19 protein-coding genes are annotated in these 18,996 nt (G+C 46.1%); 13 read left to right on the forward strand and 6 right to left on the reverse strand.

Annotation, left to right across the window (positions count from 1 at the left end; all coding sequences use genetic code 11):
* The first annotated feature begins 5 nt into the window (after positions 1 to 5).
* From FN124_RS15045 to FN124_RS15055, 3 genes are all read left to right on the forward strand, one after another.
* Positions 6 to 2,162 carry a TonB-dependent receptor gene (locus FN124_RS15045; protein WP_142685647.1) on the forward strand — a complete coding sequence of 719 codons (2,157 nt, stop codon included), beginning with the start codon at positions 6 to 8 and terminating at the stop codon, positions 2,160 to 2,162.
* Between the two features lie 11 nt (positions 2,163 to 2,173).
* Positions 2,174 to 2,824, forward strand: coding sequence for a hypothetical protein (locus tag FN124_RS15050; protein WP_142685648.1), 651 nt, complete (start codon positions 2,174 to 2,176; stop codon positions 2,822 to 2,824).
* A 103-nt stretch (positions 2,825 to 2,927) separates the two neighbouring features.
* Positions 2,928 to 3,224: a winged helix-turn-helix domain-containing protein gene (locus FN124_RS15055; RefSeq protein WP_142685649.1), complete on the forward strand. Its 297-nt coding sequence runs from the start codon at positions 2,928 to 2,930 to the stop codon at positions 3,222 to 3,224.
* Positions 3,225 to 3,226: 2 nt separating this feature from the next.
* Here FN124_RS15055 and pdxA read toward each other — a convergent pair whose 3' ends face one another.
* The gene (pdxA, locus tag FN124_RS15060; protein ID WP_142685650.1) at positions 3,227 to 4,288 is read right to left on the reverse strand and encodes a 4-hydroxythreonine-4-phosphate dehydrogenase PdxA; all 1,062 of its coding nucleotides are present in this window, start codon (positions 4,286 to 4,288) and stop codon (positions 3,227 to 3,229) included.
* A gap of 130 nt (positions 4,289 to 4,418) precedes the next feature.
* Between pdxA and rsmA the strand changes: the two genes are divergently transcribed.
* The 4 genes from rsmA (at position 4,419) to FN124_RS15080 (ending at position 7,233) form a co-directional block, all read left to right on the forward strand.
* On the forward strand, positions 4,419 to 5,174 hold the full coding sequence (gene rsmA, locus FN124_RS15065; RefSeq protein ID WP_142685651.1) for a 16S rRNA (adenine(1518)-N(6)/adenine(1519)-N(6))-dimethyltransferase RsmA: 756 nt from the start codon (positions 4,419 to 4,421) through the stop codon (positions 5,172 to 5,174).
* Positions 5,171 to 6,100, forward strand: coding sequence for an NAD(P)-dependent oxidoreductase (locus tag FN124_RS15070; protein ID WP_142685652.1), 930 nt, complete (start codon positions 5,171 to 5,173; stop codon positions 6,098 to 6,100). The genes rsmA and FN124_RS15070 overlap by 4 nt, the downstream gene beginning before the upstream one ends.
* 185 nt (positions 6,101 to 6,285) lie before the next feature.
* Positions 6,286 to 6,759 carry a transcription elongation factor GreA gene (gene greA, locus FN124_RS15075; RefSeq protein WP_142685653.1) on the forward strand — a complete coding sequence of 158 codons (474 nt, stop codon included), beginning with the start codon at positions 6,286 to 6,288 and terminating at the stop codon, positions 6,757 to 6,759.
* An 84-nt stretch (positions 6,760 to 6,843) separates the two neighbouring features.
* A complete protein-coding gene (locus FN124_RS15080; RefSeq protein ID WP_142685654.1) occupies positions 6,844 to 7,233 on the forward strand; it encodes an HIT family protein in 390 nt (129 codons plus the stop codon).
* A 3-nt stretch (positions 7,234 to 7,236) separates the two neighbouring features.
* Here FN124_RS15080 and FN124_RS15085 read toward each other — a convergent pair whose 3' ends face one another.
* A complete protein-coding gene (locus FN124_RS15085; protein ID WP_142685655.1) occupies positions 7,237 to 7,932 on the reverse strand; it encodes a response regulator transcription factor in 696 nt (231 codons plus the stop codon).
* Positions 7,933 to 8,114: 182 nt separating this feature from the next.
* On the reverse strand, positions 8,115 to 8,675 hold the full coding sequence (gene ruvC / locus FN124_RS15090; RefSeq protein ID WP_185937224.1) for a crossover junction endodeoxyribonuclease RuvC: 561 nt from the start codon (positions 8,673 to 8,675) through the stop codon (positions 8,115 to 8,117).
* A 154-nt stretch (positions 8,676 to 8,829) separates the two neighbouring features.
* Here ruvC and FN124_RS15095 point away from each other — a divergent pair, with 154 nt between their 5' ends.
* The 3 genes from FN124_RS15095 (at position 8,830) to FN124_RS15105 (ending at position 11,322) form a co-directional block, all read left to right on the forward strand.
* A complete protein-coding gene (locus FN124_RS15095; protein WP_376765850.1) occupies positions 8,830 to 9,696 on the forward strand; it encodes a lysylphosphatidylglycerol synthase domain-containing protein in 867 nt (288 codons plus the stop codon).
* 9 nt (positions 9,697 to 9,705) lie between these two features.
* A complete protein-coding gene (locus tag FN124_RS15100; protein ID WP_142685658.1) occupies positions 9,706 to 10,497 on the forward strand; it encodes a DUF3108 domain-containing protein in 792 nt (263 codons plus the stop codon).
* A gap of 123 nt (positions 10,498 to 10,620) precedes the next feature.
* A complete protein-coding gene (locus tag FN124_RS15105; RefSeq protein ID WP_142685659.1) occupies positions 10,621 to 11,322 on the forward strand; it encodes a response regulator transcription factor in 702 nt (233 codons plus the stop codon).
* 181 nt (positions 11,323 to 11,503) lie between these two features.
* Here the strand turns inward: FN124_RS15105 and ruvB are convergent, their stop codons facing one another.
* Positions 11,504 to 12,532 (reverse strand): Holliday junction branch migration DNA helicase RuvB, encoded by a 1,029-nt coding sequence (ruvB, locus tag FN124_RS15110; RefSeq protein WP_142685660.1) that lies wholly within the window; start codon positions 12,530 to 12,532, stop codon positions 11,504 to 11,506.
* A gap of 105 nt (positions 12,533 to 12,637) precedes the next feature.
* On the opposite strand from ruvB, the gene FN124_RS15115 reads away from it, so the two are divergent.
* From FN124_RS15115 to FN124_RS15125, 3 genes are all read left to right on the forward strand, one after another.
* Complete coding sequence (locus FN124_RS15115; RefSeq protein WP_142685661.1) at positions 12,638 to 15,049, forward strand: TlpA family protein disulfide reductase; 2,412 nt, start codon at positions 12,638 to 12,640, stop codon at positions 15,047 to 15,049.
* Between the two features lie 8 nt (positions 15,050 to 15,057).
* On the forward strand, positions 15,058 to 16,371 hold the full coding sequence (locus FN124_RS15120) for a M28 family metallopeptidase (RefSeq protein ID WP_142685662.1): 1,314 nt from the start codon (positions 15,058 to 15,060) through the stop codon (positions 16,369 to 16,371).
* A gap of 138 nt (positions 16,372 to 16,509) precedes the next feature.
* Positions 16,510 to 17,271 carry a hypothetical protein gene (locus FN124_RS15125; RefSeq protein ID WP_142685663.1) on the forward strand — a complete coding sequence of 254 codons (762 nt, stop codon included), beginning with the start codon at positions 16,510 to 16,512 and terminating at the stop codon, positions 17,269 to 17,271.
* 77 nt (positions 17,272 to 17,348) lie between these two features.
* Here FN124_RS15125 and FN124_RS15130 read toward each other — a convergent pair whose 3' ends face one another.
* Both FN124_RS15130 and FN124_RS15135 read right to left on the reverse strand, forming a co-directional pair.
* Positions 17,349 to 18,200: an endonuclease/exonuclease/phosphatase family protein gene (locus FN124_RS15130; protein ID WP_142685664.1), complete on the reverse strand. Its 852-nt coding sequence runs from the start codon at positions 18,198 to 18,200 to the stop codon at positions 17,349 to 17,351.
* 109 nt (positions 18,201 to 18,309) lie between these two features.
* Positions 18,310 to 18,996, reverse strand: a complete 687-nt coding sequence (locus FN124_RS15135; protein WP_142685665.1) for a peptidoglycan DD-metalloendopeptidase family protein — start codon at positions 18,994 to 18,996, stop codon at positions 18,310 to 18,312.

Consider the following 18,996-nt stretch of genomic DNA (forward strand, 5'->3'; position numbering starts at 1 on the left):
TTCATATGTCCAACATCAGCCGGTATCTGTGTCTCTTCATTTTTACACCCTTATTCTCATTGGCACAGAATAAGATCAGCGGTAAAGTGACCGACAGCAAAAAGCATCCCCTGCCAGGCGTGAACATCGCATTAAAAGGGTCCTACGACGGCGCTACTACTGCGGCGGACGGCTCTTTTTCCTTTCCTACCACGGCTACCGGCGACCAGCTATTATCCGCCTCGCTTACAGGTTACCAGACGCTGGAGTTGAAAATAAATACCGCAGCAGGGGAGCAGCTGAACATTGTGCTGAAGAGTGCGGTAAACGCGTTACGTGTGGTAACCATTTCGGCCGGCAGCTTTGAAGCCAGCGACGATAAGAAAGGCACGGTATTGAAACCGCTGGATATTGTAACTACGGCCGGCGCCGGCGCCGATATTGCCAATGCCATCAAAACATTACCAGGCGCCCAGCAAACCAACGATCGCGAAGGGCTGTTTGTACGGGGTGGTACAGGTTATGAAACGCAAACCCTGATTGATGGCATGCTGGTAAGGAATCCTTTTTACAGCAGCCTGCCGGATATCCCGGGCCGTGGCCGCTTTTCCCCATTCCTGTTTAAGGGCACCACCTTCAGCAGTGGTGGCTACTCCGCGCAGTATGGCCAGGGATTGTCGTCTGCGCTTATCCTCGAATCTATCGATCTGCCCGAACGCTCTTCTTCCACAGTGGGCGTATCTGTAATAGGTGTGAATGCAGGGCTGGACAATCTCTCAAAAGATAAAAAAACATCCTACGGGATAGAGGCAGACTATACTAACCTCGCGCCTTACTTTAATATTATTAAGCCTAAGAATGCACCCAATCTCGGCCCTGAAATTATTGGCACCTCCGTTAATTTCCGGCGCAAAACCTCCCGTACGGGCATGCTCAAATTTTATGGCTACGGGAACTGGACCAAAATGGGATTCAACTCCAACAGCCTGGAATACCCGGGCTATACGGAATCTTTTAAGCTGCATAACAATAACGTATATACGAATCTTACTTACCGGGAAAACATCGGCCGCGACTGGCACCTGTATATTGGGGCTTCTTTCAGCAGTAATACTGATAATATTGATGCAGATACCTTACAGAAAAATCCCGGGCCCTCACTGATCAAAGTACAGTCGAACCTTAGCCAGAGCAGGGTGATGTTTTATAAGAACCTCGGCCGCTTCTCCGTATTGCGATTCGGCGGTGAATACCAGTATGCAGAAGAAAGGTCTGCCTTTAACCGGAACAAAGCCAATTTTACAGATAATTACACGGCTGCTTTTGCAGAAGGGGATATTTATTTTACGCCCAGCTTTGTAGGGCGTGTAGGCGGCCGAGCGGAATACAGTTCTGTTCTTGGTGAAATGAACTTTGCGCCCCGTGTGTCGCTGGCCTACAAAGTAAATAACTTCAGCCAGTTCTCTGTGGCTTATGGTGATTATTACCAGAAGCCGGAGCCACAATATATCCGGTTCGACCGCAACCTTGGTTATATGAAAGCCACACACTACATCCTCAGTTATCAACGGGTGGCTACTGATTATACTTTCCGTACAGAAGTGTTTTATAAGAAGTATGCCGACCTGGTAAAAACAGTGCCAACGTATAACAACAATGGCAGCGGATATGCCCAGGGTGTAGAGTTATTCTGGCGCGACAGGAAAACTTTTAAAAATGTGGATTACTGGATCTCCTATTCTTACCTGGATACAAAACGCGATTACCTGAACTATCCGTTCCGGGTGCAACCAGATTTCGCGGCCAATCACACCGCCAGCATTGTGTACAAACATTTCCTGCCCAAACTCAGTACCAACCTGGGATTAACGTATTCATTTGCAACAGGCCGTCCTTATTATAATCCAAATCAGCCCACAGATAAGTTTATGTCCGACCGCACAATGACCTATAACTCCGTGGGAGTGAGCGCCAGTTACCTGACTAATATCCGGAAAGCGTTTACCATTTTTGTATTATCCGTAAGCAACGTATTGGGCAATAAACAGGTGTTCGGCTATCATTACTCCTCCGATGGTTTACGCAGGGATGAGGTAGTTCCCAACGTACCAAGATTTATTTACCTGGGTATGTTCATGAATTTCGGAATCGACAGAAGACAGGATGTTATTAATAACCTCTAATCACAATAAATATGAAACGACTCTTTCTTGCTTTTTTATTTACCGGTAGCCTGGCTACGGTTGCCGTTGCGCAAAGCGCTCAATACACAGAAGCCATGACAAAGCAAACGTCTGACCTGGACAGCAGCAGTACTTTTACCCAGGAGGCGTTACAACAAAAGGCCAACACTTTTGAACGTATTGCTGATGCGGAAAAAAGCCAGTGGCTGCCTTATTACTATGCAGCCTATATGCAGGTGATGCAGGCATTTACACTGAAAGACAAAAGCCAGATAGATCCGCTGGCAGATAAGGCAGAAAGTAACCTGGATAAAGCGGAAGCGCTAAGCCCTAAGAATTCAGAAATTGCATGTATCCGTTCACTGGTAGCTACCGCCCGGTTAACAGTAGACCCTATGACGCGTGGTATGAAGTTTGGGCCGGAAGCCGCTGCCCAGCTTGAACAGGCGAAAAGCCTCAATCCGGAAAATCCTCGGATCTATATGTTAGAGGGACAATCCTTATTATTTACACCTGAACAATGGGGTGGCAGTAAATCAAAAGCGAAAACGACACTGGAACTGGCACTGGAAAAATTTGCGGCATTCAAGCCGGAAAGCAGTATCGCGCCACATTGGGGAGAAACATATACCCGCAAACTGCTGGAACAAAGTCAGAAATAGCAAGGTAGTATATTACCGGATATTTAGTTATTTTGTTTCCCTGGTATTTACCATGGAAACAAAATAGCTGAATATCAAAATAACTGTATAAGAAATTAAGCTCATGGACTTTAAAGATCTGGACCCGGTATTACATTCACAATTGAGGCTGGCTATTATGTCCGTGTTGATCAGTGAAGAAGAAGCAGAATTTACACTGTTGAAAGAAAAAACAAATGCGACTGCAGGCAACCTGAGCGTGCAGATTAATAAGTTACGCGATGCGGAATATATTTCTGTAGTGAAACAGTTTAAAGACAACTATCCGCAAACCATCTGTAAAATAACACCCGCCGGCAGGAAAGCCTTCGGAAATTATGTTACTTCTATTCAATCTTACCTGAAAACGGGTAAGTCATAAAGCTATTCAGACGCCAGCTCTGTTTTCTTCAGCGGGTTCCGGGTATTTTCTGCATAGCGCTGCCGCTGTTCCAGTATTTCCAGGCAGGTGAAGATAGCTTGTCTGAAAGAATCAGGGTCTGCCAGGTTTTTACCGGCAATATCGAAGGCGGTGCCATGATCGGGGGAAGTACGTACAATACCCAATCCGGCGGTATAATTAATGCCATTGCCGCTGGCCAGCGATTTAAATGGAATAAGACCCTGGTCGTGGTACATAGCCAGTACACCATCAAACTGTCTGAACATTTCCCTTGCAAAGAAGGCATCGGCGCTATATGGTCCGAAACAGAGGATCCCATTGCCTTTAGCGTGCCGGATGGCAGGGATAATATGATCAATTTCTTCCCGGCCTATCAACCCTTCATCGCCGGCATGCGGGTTGAGCCCCAATACCGCGATCCTTGGCTGGTCTACGCCGAAATCCTTAACCAGGCTATCTCTCATCAGGTGCAGCTTGCCCAGGATGTTTTCTTTAGTGACGTATTTTGCTACATCGGCCAGGGGCACGTGTTCCGTGAGAAGCCCCACGCGCATATTATCAGCGGTCATAAACATGAGTACATCCTTTGCATTAAAGGAATCCCTCAGGTAAGGAGTGTGACCGGTATAGTTAAAGGTGCTGCTTTGAATATTGTTTTTATGGATGGGGGCTGTTACCAGGCCGGAGATATATCCATCCTTTAAACAGTTGATGGCAGCTTCCAGTGCCCGGGCAGCGTATTTGCCGCCGGTTTCATTCAGTACTCCGGGGGTGATCTGAACTTCCTCTTCCCAGCAGTTATACACGTTCACCTGCTTGTGATTCAGCCGGGTAAAGTCTTTGATGCTCTGGTAGTTGAAATTATTTTCATTCATCAGCTTCCGGTAAAAGTTGATGGTTTTGTTGGACGCGAAGATCACCGGCGTACAAAATTCCATCATACGCGTGTCCATAAAGGTTTTGATAATGATTTCGGCGCCTATGCTGTTGATGTCACCGATGGTGATACCGATTACCGGTTTGTTGATCTGGGTAGTACTCATGCTGAATTGCCTCAATGAATGGCAAATATAAAGTATTTAGCGGTTAGCTTTCAGCTTTTAGCCGGCAGCCTCCTCAAAAGCTAAAAGGCAGGGGCTAAAAGGTAATAATACTTTATCTTTGCGCTTCACAATGTATACACTAAAAAAATCACTCGGCCAGCACTTTCTCACAGATGAAAACATCTCGAGAAAGATTGTGGAGTCGCTACCTGTAATCGACGGCCAGCAAGTGCTGGAGGTGGGCCCTGGCGGGGGCGCCATCACAAAATACCTGTTGCAGCTGCCCGGTATCCGTTTTAAAGCCATAGAACTGGATAAGGAGAAGGTGGAGTTCCTGGAAAAAACATATCCTGTCATCAAAGGTAAGCTGATCAATGAAAGCATCCTCGATGCAGCCCTGCCTTTTGAAGGCCCGTTCCGCCTGATCGGCAACTTCCCCTATAATATTTCTACCCAGATCATGTTCAAGGTGCTGGACTGGCGCCAGCAGGTGGATGTGGTTGTAGGAATGTTCCAGAAAGAGGTGGCGCAACGTATTGCAGCACCCCATGGGAACAAGGAATATGGTATCCTGAGCGTATTGTTACAGGCTTATTATAAGATTGAATATTTGTTTGAAGTACATGAAAACTGCTTCAATCCGCCGCCCAAAGTAAAATCTGCTGTGATCCGCCTTACCCGGCTGGAGCAACCGGCAGATATTGCCTCTGAGCGCAAATTTTTTGTACTGGTGAAAACGGCTTTCGGCCAGCGGCGCAAGCAATTGCGTAATCCGCTTAAAACGATGTTCGACAAGGAGCTGTTAGCACAGGATCCCATCTTTACAAAAAGAGCAGAGGAGCTAAGTGTGGCTGATTTTGCAGCATTATCCCATAAGATGATATGAGCAGAAAAGTATTAATTACAGCGAAAACACATCCGTATCTGATTGAACAGCTGGAAAACAAAGGGTATGAAGTAACCTACCTGCCAGCTGTTACTTATGATGAAGTATACCGGGAAATCGGGGACTGTACCGGGCTGATTGTTACCACCCGTATCCATGTAGATAAAAAGATGATTGATCAGGCCCGGCAGCTTCAGTGGATCGGACGTTTAGGCTCAGGCATGGAACTGATAGACGTACCTTACGCAGAAAGTAAAGGAATTCATTGCGTGAGCAGCCCTGAAGGTAATCGTGATGCAGTAGGTGAACAGGCCGTGGGCATGTTGTTGTGCCTGTTGAATAATGTGCTGAAGAGCAGCCTGGAGCTCAGGCAAGGGATCTGGGAGCGCGACGGGAACAGAGGATATGAGCTGAACGGCAAAACGGTGGCGATAATCGGCTATGGTAATACAGGCAGCACCTTTGCGCATAAATTGCAGGGGTTCGATGTTAATATCCTGGCATATGATAAATATAAAACCGGTTTTGGTACAGCAGCCGTGAAAGAGGCTACCATGGAGGAGATATTCCGGGAAGCAGATGTAGTAAGCCTGCACCTGCCACTTACCGCTGAAACAAAATACCTGGGCAATTCGGCCTTTTTTGCTTCTTTTGCCCGGCCGGTGTGGTTTATGAATGTGGCAAGGGGCAAGCTGGTGAATAACCGCGACCTGATTGCCGCACTCAGTAACGGAGTATTGGCAGGCGCCTGCCTGGATGTGCTGGAAAATGAAAAACTGACTACTTATAACGAAGAAGAAAAAGAACAATTGGCCTGGTTGCTGAAAGCCGATAATGTAGTGGTAACCCCGCATATTGCCGGGTATTCCCATCAGGCAAGCATCAAAATGGCCCGTATTGTATTGGAGAAACTGAATATTCTTTAGACCTGACCCTACAGGTTGCTTTTTGGGTATAAATGATTGATTATCAATTTATTTATATCCGAAATAAGGAGGTTTTTTCTTTATACAAATTTCATTATATTTGCAATAATACCAGTAAACAACGCTTCTGTGCAAATGGAGGCGTTGATTTTTTTTTCTTATAACCAAAAAAAACACAACAGGTTATGTCTGGCATAAATTACGTTACGAAAGAAACCCTTGATCAAATGATGAATGAGCTGACCTTACTTAAAACAAAGGGAAGGGCAGAAATTGCACGTGCTATTTCAGAAGCCAGGGAAAAGGGTGACTTAAAGGAAAATGCCGAATATGATGCCGCCAAAGAAGCGCAGGGTTTGCATGAAGCGAAGATTGCCGCACTGGAAAATGCCATTGCTGTTTCCCGGATAGTGAGTGCAGATGCAATTGATACTTCAAAAGTGTCTATCCTTTGTAAGGTAACCATTACCAATGTAGCTAATAAAAAGACTTTTACCTACCAGATTGTTTCAGAAACGGAAGCAGATCTGAAGGCCGGCAAAATTTCAGTGACTTCCCCGATAGGTAAAGGCCTTTTAGGCAAGCATGTAGGCGAAGTAGCGGAAGTACAGGCGCCAAACGGGCAGATTAAATTTAAGATCGATAATATAACTGCATAAGCCTACTTTTTCGTGATATTTGCAGGGGTTGCATTCATTTGCAGCCCCTGTTTCTTTTTATCATGTTACCAAGAACTACATACTATGACCATCTTCACGAAAATTATCAAAGGCGAGATTCCAAGTTATAAGATTGCAGAGAACGAACATTTTTATGCTTTCCTGGATATTTTTCCGCTGGTACAGGGACATACCCTGGTGATACCGAAAGTTGAAACGGACAAGTTCTTTGATGTAGCCGACAACCTGCTGCAGGAGTGGTTATTGTTTGCCAAGCCTATTGCACGGGCCATAGAAAAAGTGGTTCCCTGTAATCGTATAGGCGTTAGTGTGGTAGGCCTGGAAGTGCCGCACGCGCATATGCATCTGATCCCGATCAATTCCGCAGATGATATGAACTTTTCCCGCAGTAAGCTAAAGCTGTCTGTAGAAGAATTTAAAGCGATACAGGCGCGGATTATCGCTGCAATGTAGTGGCTATTTTGAGGGGATATTAAAGCGGAATCCTACACCATGTACGGTTTCCAGCTTGATTTGCGGATCTGATTTGAAATGTTTCCGCAGTTTGGTGATGAATACATCCATACTGCGTCCCAGGAAATAGTCATCTTTTCCCCATACATTGGAAAGGATGTCTTCTCTTTTTAAAGTTTTATTGGGATTATTACAGAAGTATTTCAGCAGGTCTGCTTCTTTTTGTGTAACAGAAATGGATATATCACCACTGGAAGTATAGAGGCGCAGATCTTCATAGTCAAAGGTCAGTTGCCCTATAGCATACAGGTTCGATTTATCTTTCCCGCGGCTCATAGTACGTTTAAGGAAAACCTCTATCCGAAGGATCAGTTCCTGCATACTGAATGGTTTACTGATATAGTCATCAGCACCGATTTGGAGTCCGGCTATTCTGTCTTCTTTTTCATTTTTAGAAGTGAGGAATAATATAGGAACATGGTCATTGAGTTCGCGGATCTGTTGCGCCAGTTGTAGACCGTCTTTTTTGGGCATTACCACGTCGAGCAAACAAATATCGAATGAGCGTAACTGGAATTGTTCCCAGGCTGCCTGGCCGTCTATACTGTGCACTACATCATAGCCCGCTTCTTCCAATCGTTTCTTCGTAACCGCACCAATATTTTGATCATCTTCCACCAATAGGATTCTTGCTTTCATATCTGCCTGATGCTGATTAATATAAAAAAGCTTGTTATACGGTTCCTGTATAACAAATGATGACTTTTCATAGTTAAGCTGTTATCCGGGCACATGGCCGTTAGCTTTTAATTGGGTTTTTATTTCAACCAAAGTAACTACAATTTACGGATTTATGAAATAACCTTTTAGCCGGGTGCTTTTTACCTTGAGATCCTTTCGGGGTGCTGCTGAAGGAATTTATCCCAACCTTTTGCCTTGGTGATTCCTGCGAGCGGATTATTTTCCTGATAAAAGTGGCATACCGCCACTGCGAGGGCATCTGTAGCATCAAGGTAATCAGGGCGTTCTGAGATACTGAGGATGCGTTGCAACATCAGCCAAACCTGTTCCTTATCTGCATTACCATTACCTGTAACAGATTGTTTTACTTTTTTCGGGGAATATTCGGTGACCTCAAGGCCGGCCTGAATAGCAGCAGCAATAGCCACACCCTGGGCACGGCCCAGTTTTAGCATACTTTGCACATTCTTACCAAAAAAGGGCGCTTCAATGGCAAAACTGCTTGGTTTATGCTGCTGAATCAGCTCCTGTACCCTGCAATGAATCAGTTGTAGTCTTTCGTAGTGATCTTTGAATTTAGAGAGTTTCAATACACTCATCTCCAGGAGGCTGGCTTTTTTTCCTTCTATAAGTATAAGCCCGTAGCCCATTACAAGGGTGCCAGGGTCAATGCCGAGAATTATTTTTGACTTGTTTGCCAACAGGAGTTTATTTTTGCCAAAATTTGACTGTCTGAACAAAAGTACCAAAATAATTCTCAATTACTTATTAGGAGCGGGGCTTTTTACTTGGCTGGCATACTCTATCTATTCGCAACTCATCCATCGTGATAACCTGCAGGAATCTGTGCGGCATATGTGGGGAGCACTACAGGAGAGAGGCTGGGTGGGTATTTTCCTCGTTATGGTACTTATGCTCTTCAACTGGGGACTGGAAGCCCGCAAGTGGCAGAAGCTGGTGAAACCGCTGGAAGAAGTTTCTTTCCTGCGGTCGTTCAGTGCCATCCTTTCCGGCGTATCCCTGTCTATAAATACCCCAAATCGTGTAGGCGAGTACGGTGGACGGATCCTTTATCTCAAAAACCATAATAAGCTGAAAGCCATTGCGGCTACTATTGTAGGAAGCTTCAGCCAGCTGATTGTCACTATTATTTTTGGGTTAATTGGCCTGCTCTATTATATCAACAACTTCGCACTGGCAAAAGAAAACGGCTTTCTTACGTCTTCTTTATGGCAGAAATTAGTGCTGATTACAGGCGCAGTAATTTGTGGCCTGACGATATTGTTATATTTTCGGTTACAAATCATTCTGTCTGTATTTGAAAAGATACCCTTCCTTCGGAAAGCGAAGGTGTTTGTGCAGATCATCGTTAAGTACTCATCCGGCGATTTACGTTACCTGTTGCTGCTTTCAGCCCTCCGGTACGTAGTCTTCTCGGCACAGTATTTGATTTTGTTGGACGCACTTGGCATGGAATTTCTATGGTGGCAGGCCTTCCTGCTCAACAGTGTCATCTACCTGGTAATGGCAGGAGTTCCTACCATCGCCATCGCTGAATTAGGCGTTCGCGGAAAGGTAAGTATCTTTTTTCTTGGGTTGCTCAGCTCCAATACCGTGGCCATTGTGGCCGCCACTGTAGGTATATGGCTGATTAACCTGGTACTGCCAGCCGTTTTGGGAAGTGTGCTGTTGTTAGGAGTAAAAATTTTTAAGGAAAAATAGCTTCCATCCATGAAGTATTTGCTACTCATCATCTTAGGACTTTCCTGTATTCAACCCGTTGAAGCACAAAACGATTTTTGCTCCATCCGTAACTCCAGTTTCAATGCCGGTGAAAGCATCACCCTGAAAGTATTCTATAACCTCGGTAAAATGTATGTAGGCGCAGGTGAAGCCACCTTTAACGTGGCCCTGGAACGCTTCGCCAACCGCGATGTTTATCATGTTACCGGCGAGGGCAAAACCTACCGGGCATACGACTGGATCTTTAAAGTGCGCGACAAATACGAAAGCTACATTGACACCGCCACCCTGCAGCCCCTCAAATTTATCCGGAATGTAAACGAAGGCGGGTACAAGATCTTTAATAATGTGGTGTTTAACCAGGCCGCTCACCAGGCTATCAGCACAAACGGCACCTTTGCCGTGCCCCCCTGTGTACAGGACGTGATCAGCGCCATCTATTATGCCCGTAACATCGACTTTAACAAGTATAACACCGGCGATAAAGTGCCTTTCGCTATGTTCCTGGACGACCAGGTATACAACATCTACATCAGGTACATGGGTAAGGAAGAAGTAAATACCAAGTTCGGGAAATTCCGGGCCATTAAGTTTAAACCCCTCCTCATCAAAGGAACCATCTTCGAAGGCGGTGAAAAAATGACGGTATGGGTAAGCGACGACGCCAATAAGGTACCGCTTCGCATTGAAAGCCCTATATCTGTAGGGAATATCGTGGTAGATATGATTAATTACTCCAACCTTCGTTACCCCTTCACCTCGCTGTTAAACAAGAAATAACAAGGCTTAAGCCGCCAACCGACCCACAAGTTTAACAATTCATTTGAGGGCCGGCCCCCAAATTTTACCGACCTTTCGTGCCGCAGAAAACTTTATATTTGTTATAATCAACCCTTTATGATTATGGAAGAACGTAAACCGAAAATATTATTGGCTGAGGATGATACCAACCTGGGCATGGTGCTGAAGAATTACCTGGAGCTGAACGACTATGATGTGGAATTATGCCGCGATGGTATCCTGGCCCTGGCAGCCTTCCGCCGCGAAAAATTTGACATCTGCCTGCTGGACATTATGATGCCCAATATGGACGGATTTAAACTGGCGGAAGAAATCAGGGACGTAGACCCGGATATCCCCCTCTTTTTCCTCTCTGCCAAAACCATGAAGGAAGACATTATCCAGGGATATAAGCTCGGCGCAGATGACTACATCTCCAAACCGTTCGACAGCGAACTGCTGCTGCTGAAGATCAAAGCCATCCTGAAACGCAACCAGGAACTGAACAACAAGGAAGAAGAAGTACACGAATTTGTGATCGGCTCTTATACGTTCAACTCCCGCCTGCGCACCCTGGCACATAACGGTGAAACACATACGTTATCTCCTAAAGAAAACGAACTGTTGCACATGCTGTGTGAACATAAAAATGATCTGCTGCCACGGGAACTTGCATTAAAGAAAATATGGGGTAGCGATACTTACTTCAACGGCCGCAGTATGGATGTATACATAGCCAAACTGCGCAAATACCTGAAAGAAGATAATAATATCGAGATCGTAAACATTCATGGTAACGGCTTCCGCCTGGTGGTAAAAGACTAGGATTTTGTCTTGGAACACTGATTACGATGATTTTCATGATTTCATTGCTATCTTTTAAAATATTTAAGGGAGATAAAAGCCGATATCGCTTCTATCTCCCTTAATTTTTTAAATCAATATGATTAAATCAAACAAATCACTATAATCAGCCTAATCAGTGTTCCAAGACAAAACCCGCGTGTCAGAACAATAAATTGGACCCACCCCTGAAAGGGGTTTTGCCCAGGTGGATATACGCTTTCTCCGTTACTTCCCTTCCCCGCGGGGTACGTTTGATGAACCCTTCCTGGATCAGGAACGGCTCGTATACTTCTTCCAGGGTACCCGCTTCTTCCCCTACCGCAGTAGCAATAGTGGTGATGCCTACCGGGCCTCCCTTGAAGTTTTCAATGATGGTATTGAGGATACGGTTATCCATCTCATCAAGGCCGTATTCATCCACATTCAGCGCTTTCAGGCTCAGGAGGGCTATTTCCATATCAATCACCCCATTACCTATTACCTGGGCAAAGTCGCGTACCCGGCGCAGCAATCCATTGGCAATACGGGGGGTGCCACGCGAACGCCGCGCTATTTCACTCGCAGCATCTGAAGTGATCTTTGTATTCAGCAAACCCGCAGCCCGCCAAATGATCTTGTGCAGGGTGGCTGCATTGTAATATTCCAGTCTTGATTTGATCCCAAACCGCGATAACAGCGGGGCAGTGAGCAACCCAGACCGCGTAGTGGCACCGATCAGGGTAAATGGTAGCAGGTTGATCTGGATAGCACGTGCACTCGGACCGGTGTCGATCATAATATCAATACGGTAGTCTTCCATGGCAGAATACAGGTATTCCTCCACCACTGTGCTTAACCGGTGAATCTCATCAATAAACAACACATCCTTGTCCTCCAGGTTGGTGAGCAAACCGGCCAGGTCGCCGGGCTTCTCAATTACCGGCCCTGAAGTTTCACGGATATTTACGCCCAGTTCATTGGCCACAATACGTGACAAAGTGGTTTTACCCAGGCCCGGAGGGCCATGGAACAACACATGGTCAAGCGCTTCCCCACGCATTTTCGCCGCTTTAATAAATATCTTCAGGTTCTCGATAATTTGGTCCTGGCCGGAAAAATCAACGATCTCCCGGGGACGTATACTATTTTCGAACTCTTTGTCAGCAGCGCTGAGCTTACTCTCTTCTGGTCTTAAAGGCTGATTGGACATAATTGTATATGCTCAAAAATACACAAATATTCAAAGGTAGCAGGCAGCTATTGCGGGTTCATTTTTATATACGTATTTTAAATATCTAAAATCAAGTTCCCCTATATGCAAAAGTACCTGTTGCTCCTTGTTTACCTCATCCTCGCTGGCTCATCCCTTCGTACTTCCGCCCAGTCAAAGTTTAAAAAGAATGATTCCTGGCGGTACCAGGTGATCACAAAAGACAGCGTTCCCGGTAACCAGGCAACGTATATAACTAAAACCGTCAGGCTTACCATTACCGCCACTGAGCCGGATGGCGGTGCTACTGTTGCCTATGAACTGGAAAGCATGGCAGTGAAAAGGCCGGGGCTTGATTTTAATTCCGGGAAGCCTGCTACATATACCGGCGACTGGCGTATGATGGAATTCATGCTGTTGCTACACCGGCCATTAATGTTTAAAATATTCCCCAACGATAGCATCAGCGCCCCGGTGAATGCCATGGCCATTGCCGAACCAGCTGCCGCTTCCGTGGCTATCATCGATAATATCAAGGGGGTACTGACATACACCTGGCCATTCATGCATGCTGAATTGAAGTATTTCTTCCCCGGTAAACCAACACAGCTTGCTGTAAATAAAGAATGGAATGAACATCCCTGGAGCTTCCGTATTACAGGCGCAGATGAGGACCTGGTAAGGGTAACCGGTGTTCCGGAGGAAAATAACAAAGACAGTATACGGGTAACCGGTAATTTTTCGTATAGCCTGTTCCGTAATAAAGGCAATGTACACGCATTGGAATTACGGAGCCTGCTGGTACTGCAGGACGGTAGCGCTGTGGTAACGAAAGACGTGACCGTGACGGCTGCCGTCTCAAAACCTTTACCAGCCGATACCGCCTGGTTTAATACACTGATGCGCATGAGCAACTACAGCAACTGGCTAAAGGTGAATAAAGAGGCTGATTCTGGAAAAATTGCACAATTCCTGGCAGTGAATACACCCAGGTATGGCGACCGGCTAGCCTTTAAACTGGCGAAGCTCGACATTTACGGACATGATTCTGAATACATGTACGAGCAATACCGGAATGCCCTGAAAGACGTGCCTGCAGCAGCATTGGCAGGATCCTCCCCGCATCTGTTTAACAAATTACAGGATACATACTACAAAAATGTAGATAGTGCGATGGTTTTGATCAAACTGCTATCCACCAATCAGTGGTCGCTCAACTCCTGGCTGGATCAGTCTTTCGTACAAAGCCTGCCACAGCGTGAATTTGATACAACAGATGCGGGAAAGGAGTTCCGGAGCCGGGGAGTTTCCGAAGCCCGCATTGCGGAGATATTTGAGGAAAGCAGGAAAGCGCATGCCGGCGCGCAATTGCTGATGAACCGGTTGCTGAAGGAAAAGGATAGTATTTTACAGGCGTCTGTAAGGCCCATGTCGTTGTGGAACAAAGCTATGTATACAACGGATACGGCTATATTAAAAACTATTGCCGCAAGCTTTGGTAACCCCGGCGCAGCAGAAATGACGTTAGGCAAAGCCGCCAGGTACGAGTTGCTGGTACAGGATATACTCCGGAAGGCCAATATGCCCGCTGTCGCAGATGCCTTGCTGGATAAGGCTTTGAACGATATTAAAGTGAACCTGGCCGATACTGCCTTCTGGACAGCGCACCCGGAGCTGAAAGAAAAAAAGGCTGCTAATAAATACCTGCTGTCACACGCTTATTATCTCAAATACGAAACCACCAAACTAACTGATAAGAAAGCCGCGCTGAATTACCTGTCCATGGCGGCAGCCATGGAGCCTAAAAGTAATGCAGACAAAGCATACGAAAGCTTTTACGACCGGGTGCTTCTTCATGGAGAAGAAAACTACAGTGCTTACTTTGCCAGGGAGCTGGCGGCTTTAGGCCAGCCGGAGGACGCCATGAAAGTGCTATCGGGACAGCTGGCTGTTCAGCCGGATATGCTGGACAGCACAAGGGCTTTTTTTAATGCACATTTTCCCGGTAAATCCTTTAATGATTACTTCCGGGATGTATTGCTGAAAGAATGGAAAGACGCACCGGATTTTACCCTGAAAGGCATGAATAATGAAGACATCCGCCTGGCGGATTATCGGGGAAAATGGCTGTTGCTTGATTTCTGGGGTACCTGGTGCGCACCTTGCAGGGAGGATCTGCCCCATCTCAATGAACTGGCAAAAGAAATAAATGAAGGAAAACGCCCGCAGAATGCCATCCTGGCCATTTCCTGCCATGAATCACTGGAAACAGCCCGCGATTTTATAGCCGCCAACAAATATGTTTTCCCCGCAGCCCATTCCGATACCCGGATAGAAGAATCATATAAAGTAAGAGGTTATCCTACCAAAGTGTTAGTTTCACCTGACGGGAAAATGTTAGACTTGCAGTTTGGAGCAGATTATGCTGCCATCCTGCAAACATATAGTAATGCTTATTTTACAAATGAAAAAGGGCAGCAACCACCCGTCAGAATAAACAACAAAAAAAAGGACTAACCGCTTATATGAAGAAATCATTGTTATTATTACTGGCTGCCGGCAGCCTTTCCATTACCGGCTTTGCACAGGATATTAAAGAAAAAGAGGTAGCGCGCATTATCAGCACCCTGGCTGCAGATGATATGCAGGGACGTTTCCCCGGCACGCCCGGTATTGAAAAGGCCGCACAGTTTATCAGCAGCGAGTTTGGCAAAGCCGGTCTTCAGCCGCTTCCCGGCGAAAAAAACTTCCTGCAGGAATTTAGTAAGTACAGCCTGAAAACTACCAGTGTATCCCTTACCGTTAGCGGGGAGGAAAAGAACTGGCCCGTTGTTCCGGTGGGTACCGGCAGCAGCTTCGACTGGGAAAAGGACAGCAGCTACAATATTGTGCACGCCAATGCCCCTGCTGAGCTCATGAAAATACTGCGCAACCCTGCAGCAGTGGAGAAAAACACACTTGTTTGGGTGGGAGCAGCCATGAATGGTTACCTCAGCGGCATCACCGCTTCTTTTTCAGAACATAGTTATGATACCAAAGATGAACTGGAAGCAGTGCCTGTAGCAGGCAAACAGGTCATACTTGTATTCGCCCCCAGGGACGTGTCAGATACCGCATCCTGGAGTATCCATATCCGAAGGGAAATTACAGCCCAGCATTTTGCCAATGTAGCTGGTATGATCAGGGGTAAAATAAAACCGGATGAGTTCGTGATCTTCTCCGGTCACTATGATCACCTGGGGATATTGCCTTCAGAAGCCGGCGACAGTATCGCCAACGGCGCAGATGACGATGCCTCGGGTACCACCGCTGTGATCATGCTGTCGAAGTATTTCAGCAAGCACCCGCCGGCACGTTCGGTGATCTTTGTTGCCTTCACTGCAGAAGAATCCGGCGGACATGGATCACGCTATTTCTCCGAGCACCAGGATCCTGAAAAAGTAGTGGCCATGTTTAATATCGAGATGATTGGTAAGGAATCCAAATTTGGTAAGAACAGCGCCTTTATCACCGGGTTTGAACGATCCGATTTCGGTCCTATCCTTCAGCGGAACCTTAAAGGATCTACCTTCAGTTTCCATCCGGATCCTTACCCCGAACAGAACCTGTTCTACCGGTCAGACAATGCAACCCTTGCCAGGCAAGGGGTACCGGCGCATACCATTTCCACCACGCAGATCGATAAGGATGCCTATTATCATACCGTAAAAGATGAACTGGCAACATTGGACATCAGGAACATTACAGATATTATTAAGGCAATAGCTATCAGCGCAGGGTCAATTGTGAATGGAACGGATACGCCTACACGAATTGAAAAAGAGCTGTTGAAGAAATAGCATCATATATTGATCCGGTTGAACGAAGCTCAGCCGGATCATTCTTTATTAATTAACAGTAAACTGATTTTTTTTTCCAAATTCTTTGTTAAATTTAGCCCACGAATTTTTCCCCATAGTCATTAAAACCATATCGATATGAAAACCGGAATCTTACACTTCTGTGGTGCCATAGGCATTGCCAGTATCTTGCTATCCTCGTGTGCCAGTACGGACATGGCGAAACCAGATACTAATCAACCAATCGACGATGCGGACGCTGCCAGCGTGAGCTACGAAATCTCAGCGATCAATCCAACAGCTACTTTATCACCTGATGCCTCCGGACGCTTGTCAGCGATCACCGGCGACGCATCTATGGCTAAAGCAGCCTCTGGTGGTTTCGACATTACCTGGGACACTGCTACCGCACGTTTAAGGGAAATCCGCTTCGATGCCAAACGTGGTAAAGATGAAGTGGAATTCAAATTGAAGACAGACAGGCAGATTGACCTTAAACAGGTACCTGCTATACTGGGCGCCATTAAAATTCCTAAAGGAACTTACCAGCAGGTAAGAGTGTATGCAAGGGTAGAAGGAGATAAGAAAGATCCTGCTGTAAGACTGATAGGATTTATTACCTGGGATAGCAAAAAAATACCGGTGGAAATACTTCTCTCCGGTCAGATCGAATTGCTGGCGAAAGGAAAGGATGTAGTGGTAACCGATACCAACATTGATTGGAAAGGTTCCCTCAAAATTTCTATGGACCTCATCCTCACCAAACTGCAGATCGGCGACTTTACCGGTTCCTTCGCCAATGGTAAGTTAAAGATCAGTGTAGACATTAACGGCAACCTCCACAATAAAGTGGTAAACGCCCTGGAAAACAGCATGTCGGTGGAACATACCCACGACTAATCAGCAGAACCTTTTAAATAACGGATCTGTGGAAGATAGACGATGAGCATCTCTCTGCAGATCCGTTATTTATTTCACTACCTGATATTGATTTCCGCGTATACGGCAAAATGATCGGAAGCATACCTACCTTTCCAGGTCTCAGAAATACTGGCGTGTTTTAAAACATCATACTTTCCTTTGAGAAAGATGTAGTCAATGGGCTGGTCATCCATTTCTGCAATGTTCCATCCGTTGAAAGTGCCGGCAGGACCGAAGTGAGGCGTTTTACTGATCGCCTTGCTGTCTGTTAAATGCAGCGGATCACCCGGGTTTATAATAATCTGAATGGGCTCATCATCCGGAGTGGCGTTGAAATCGCCGGTAATAATAGCTGGCTCCTTCCCTGTGATCTGATGTACTTTTTGCAGCAATAGTTTTGCACTTTCCCTTCGTGCAATCTTCCCCTTGTGATCAAAATGGGTATTGAAATGATAAAACACTTTATTCGTTTTCTTATCCCTGAACTTTCCCCAGGTTACAATACGGGTGCAGGCGCCGTCCCATCCTATGTGACCCGCTACCGTTGGGGTTTCCGACAGCCAGAAAGTTTCGCTCTTTAATAATTGTAAACGGGCGGTATCATAAAATATAGCGGAGTATTCTCCTTTTGTTTTTCCGTCGTCCCTGCCAACGCCAATCATTTTATACTGTGGCAGTCTTTGCTGGAGGTCCTGCATCTGGTCATTCAGCGCCTCCTGTACACCAAGTGTATTTGCACCCAGGAACAGGATTTCCGAAGCTACTTTATCTTTCCTGTGAGGCCATGCGTTGGCGCTGTCGTCCGGGTTATTATAGCGTATATTGAAAGTCATCACCTTCAATGGAACCTGTGCTGCAAGGGCATTCACCAGCAGGCCGCAAAAAGCCGTCAGCCATAATCTTCTCATACAAATTCAATTTTAGCCTGTAAAAATAGCACGGGGACGGATAAATCCTAATGGCGGGGAATAATTTATTAATAAGATATTGAATCGTCTGATCCTGGAAAATTGCCCGTTAGTGGGTGTATTGATTCAGCTGGAGGATCACATCGGGGTCGGGGCAGTTTTGCAGGTATTTTTCTTTTTCACTGTAACGGCATACACCGGGATAATCCCCGCGGAATCCCTGCATATCTTCAATTATCTGGAAATGCAGGTGTGGCGGCCATCCGCCGTTTTCGGCCGGGGTACCGAAATGCGCCAACGGTTGTCCGGCTGTAATAGGCATATTTTCATATAATCCCTGCAGGTTGGAAATACTCAGGTGGCCATACAACGTATAAAAGGTGTATCCGTCCAGCTGGTGCTGTAGTATAATGGTGGCGCCATAATCCCCGAAATGGTCATTAAAACGGAAACTATGTACATGCGCATTCATAGGCGCATAAAGCCGGGTACCAGCCTCCCCCCATATATCAATGCCCAGGTGGAGGCGGCGCGGCTCTTCCCCCGCGTCAAAATGAGGGCTTACCGCGTAAATAGTACGGTGTTCGGCATAGCCGCCAATACCCAGCCGGCAGCCGCTCTGTTCCAGTGTATTGTTTATATACCTGCTAAACCGGTTGATATCCTGGAGTATGTTTTTAGTGAGCGTAGTGTTATTGGCGGTGAAATCCATTACCAGCAGGGATTCATGATCTCCCAAAAGCGGAATAACCGGCTTGAAGGCGGATTGGTGTTTCTTTAAAACCTCCTGTAACAT

The organism is Chitinophaga polysaccharea (assembly GCF_902150045.1).
GTDB classification, from domain to species: domain Bacteria; phylum Bacteroidota; class Bacteroidia; order Chitinophagales; family Chitinophagaceae; genus Chitinophaga; species Chitinophaga polysaccharea_A.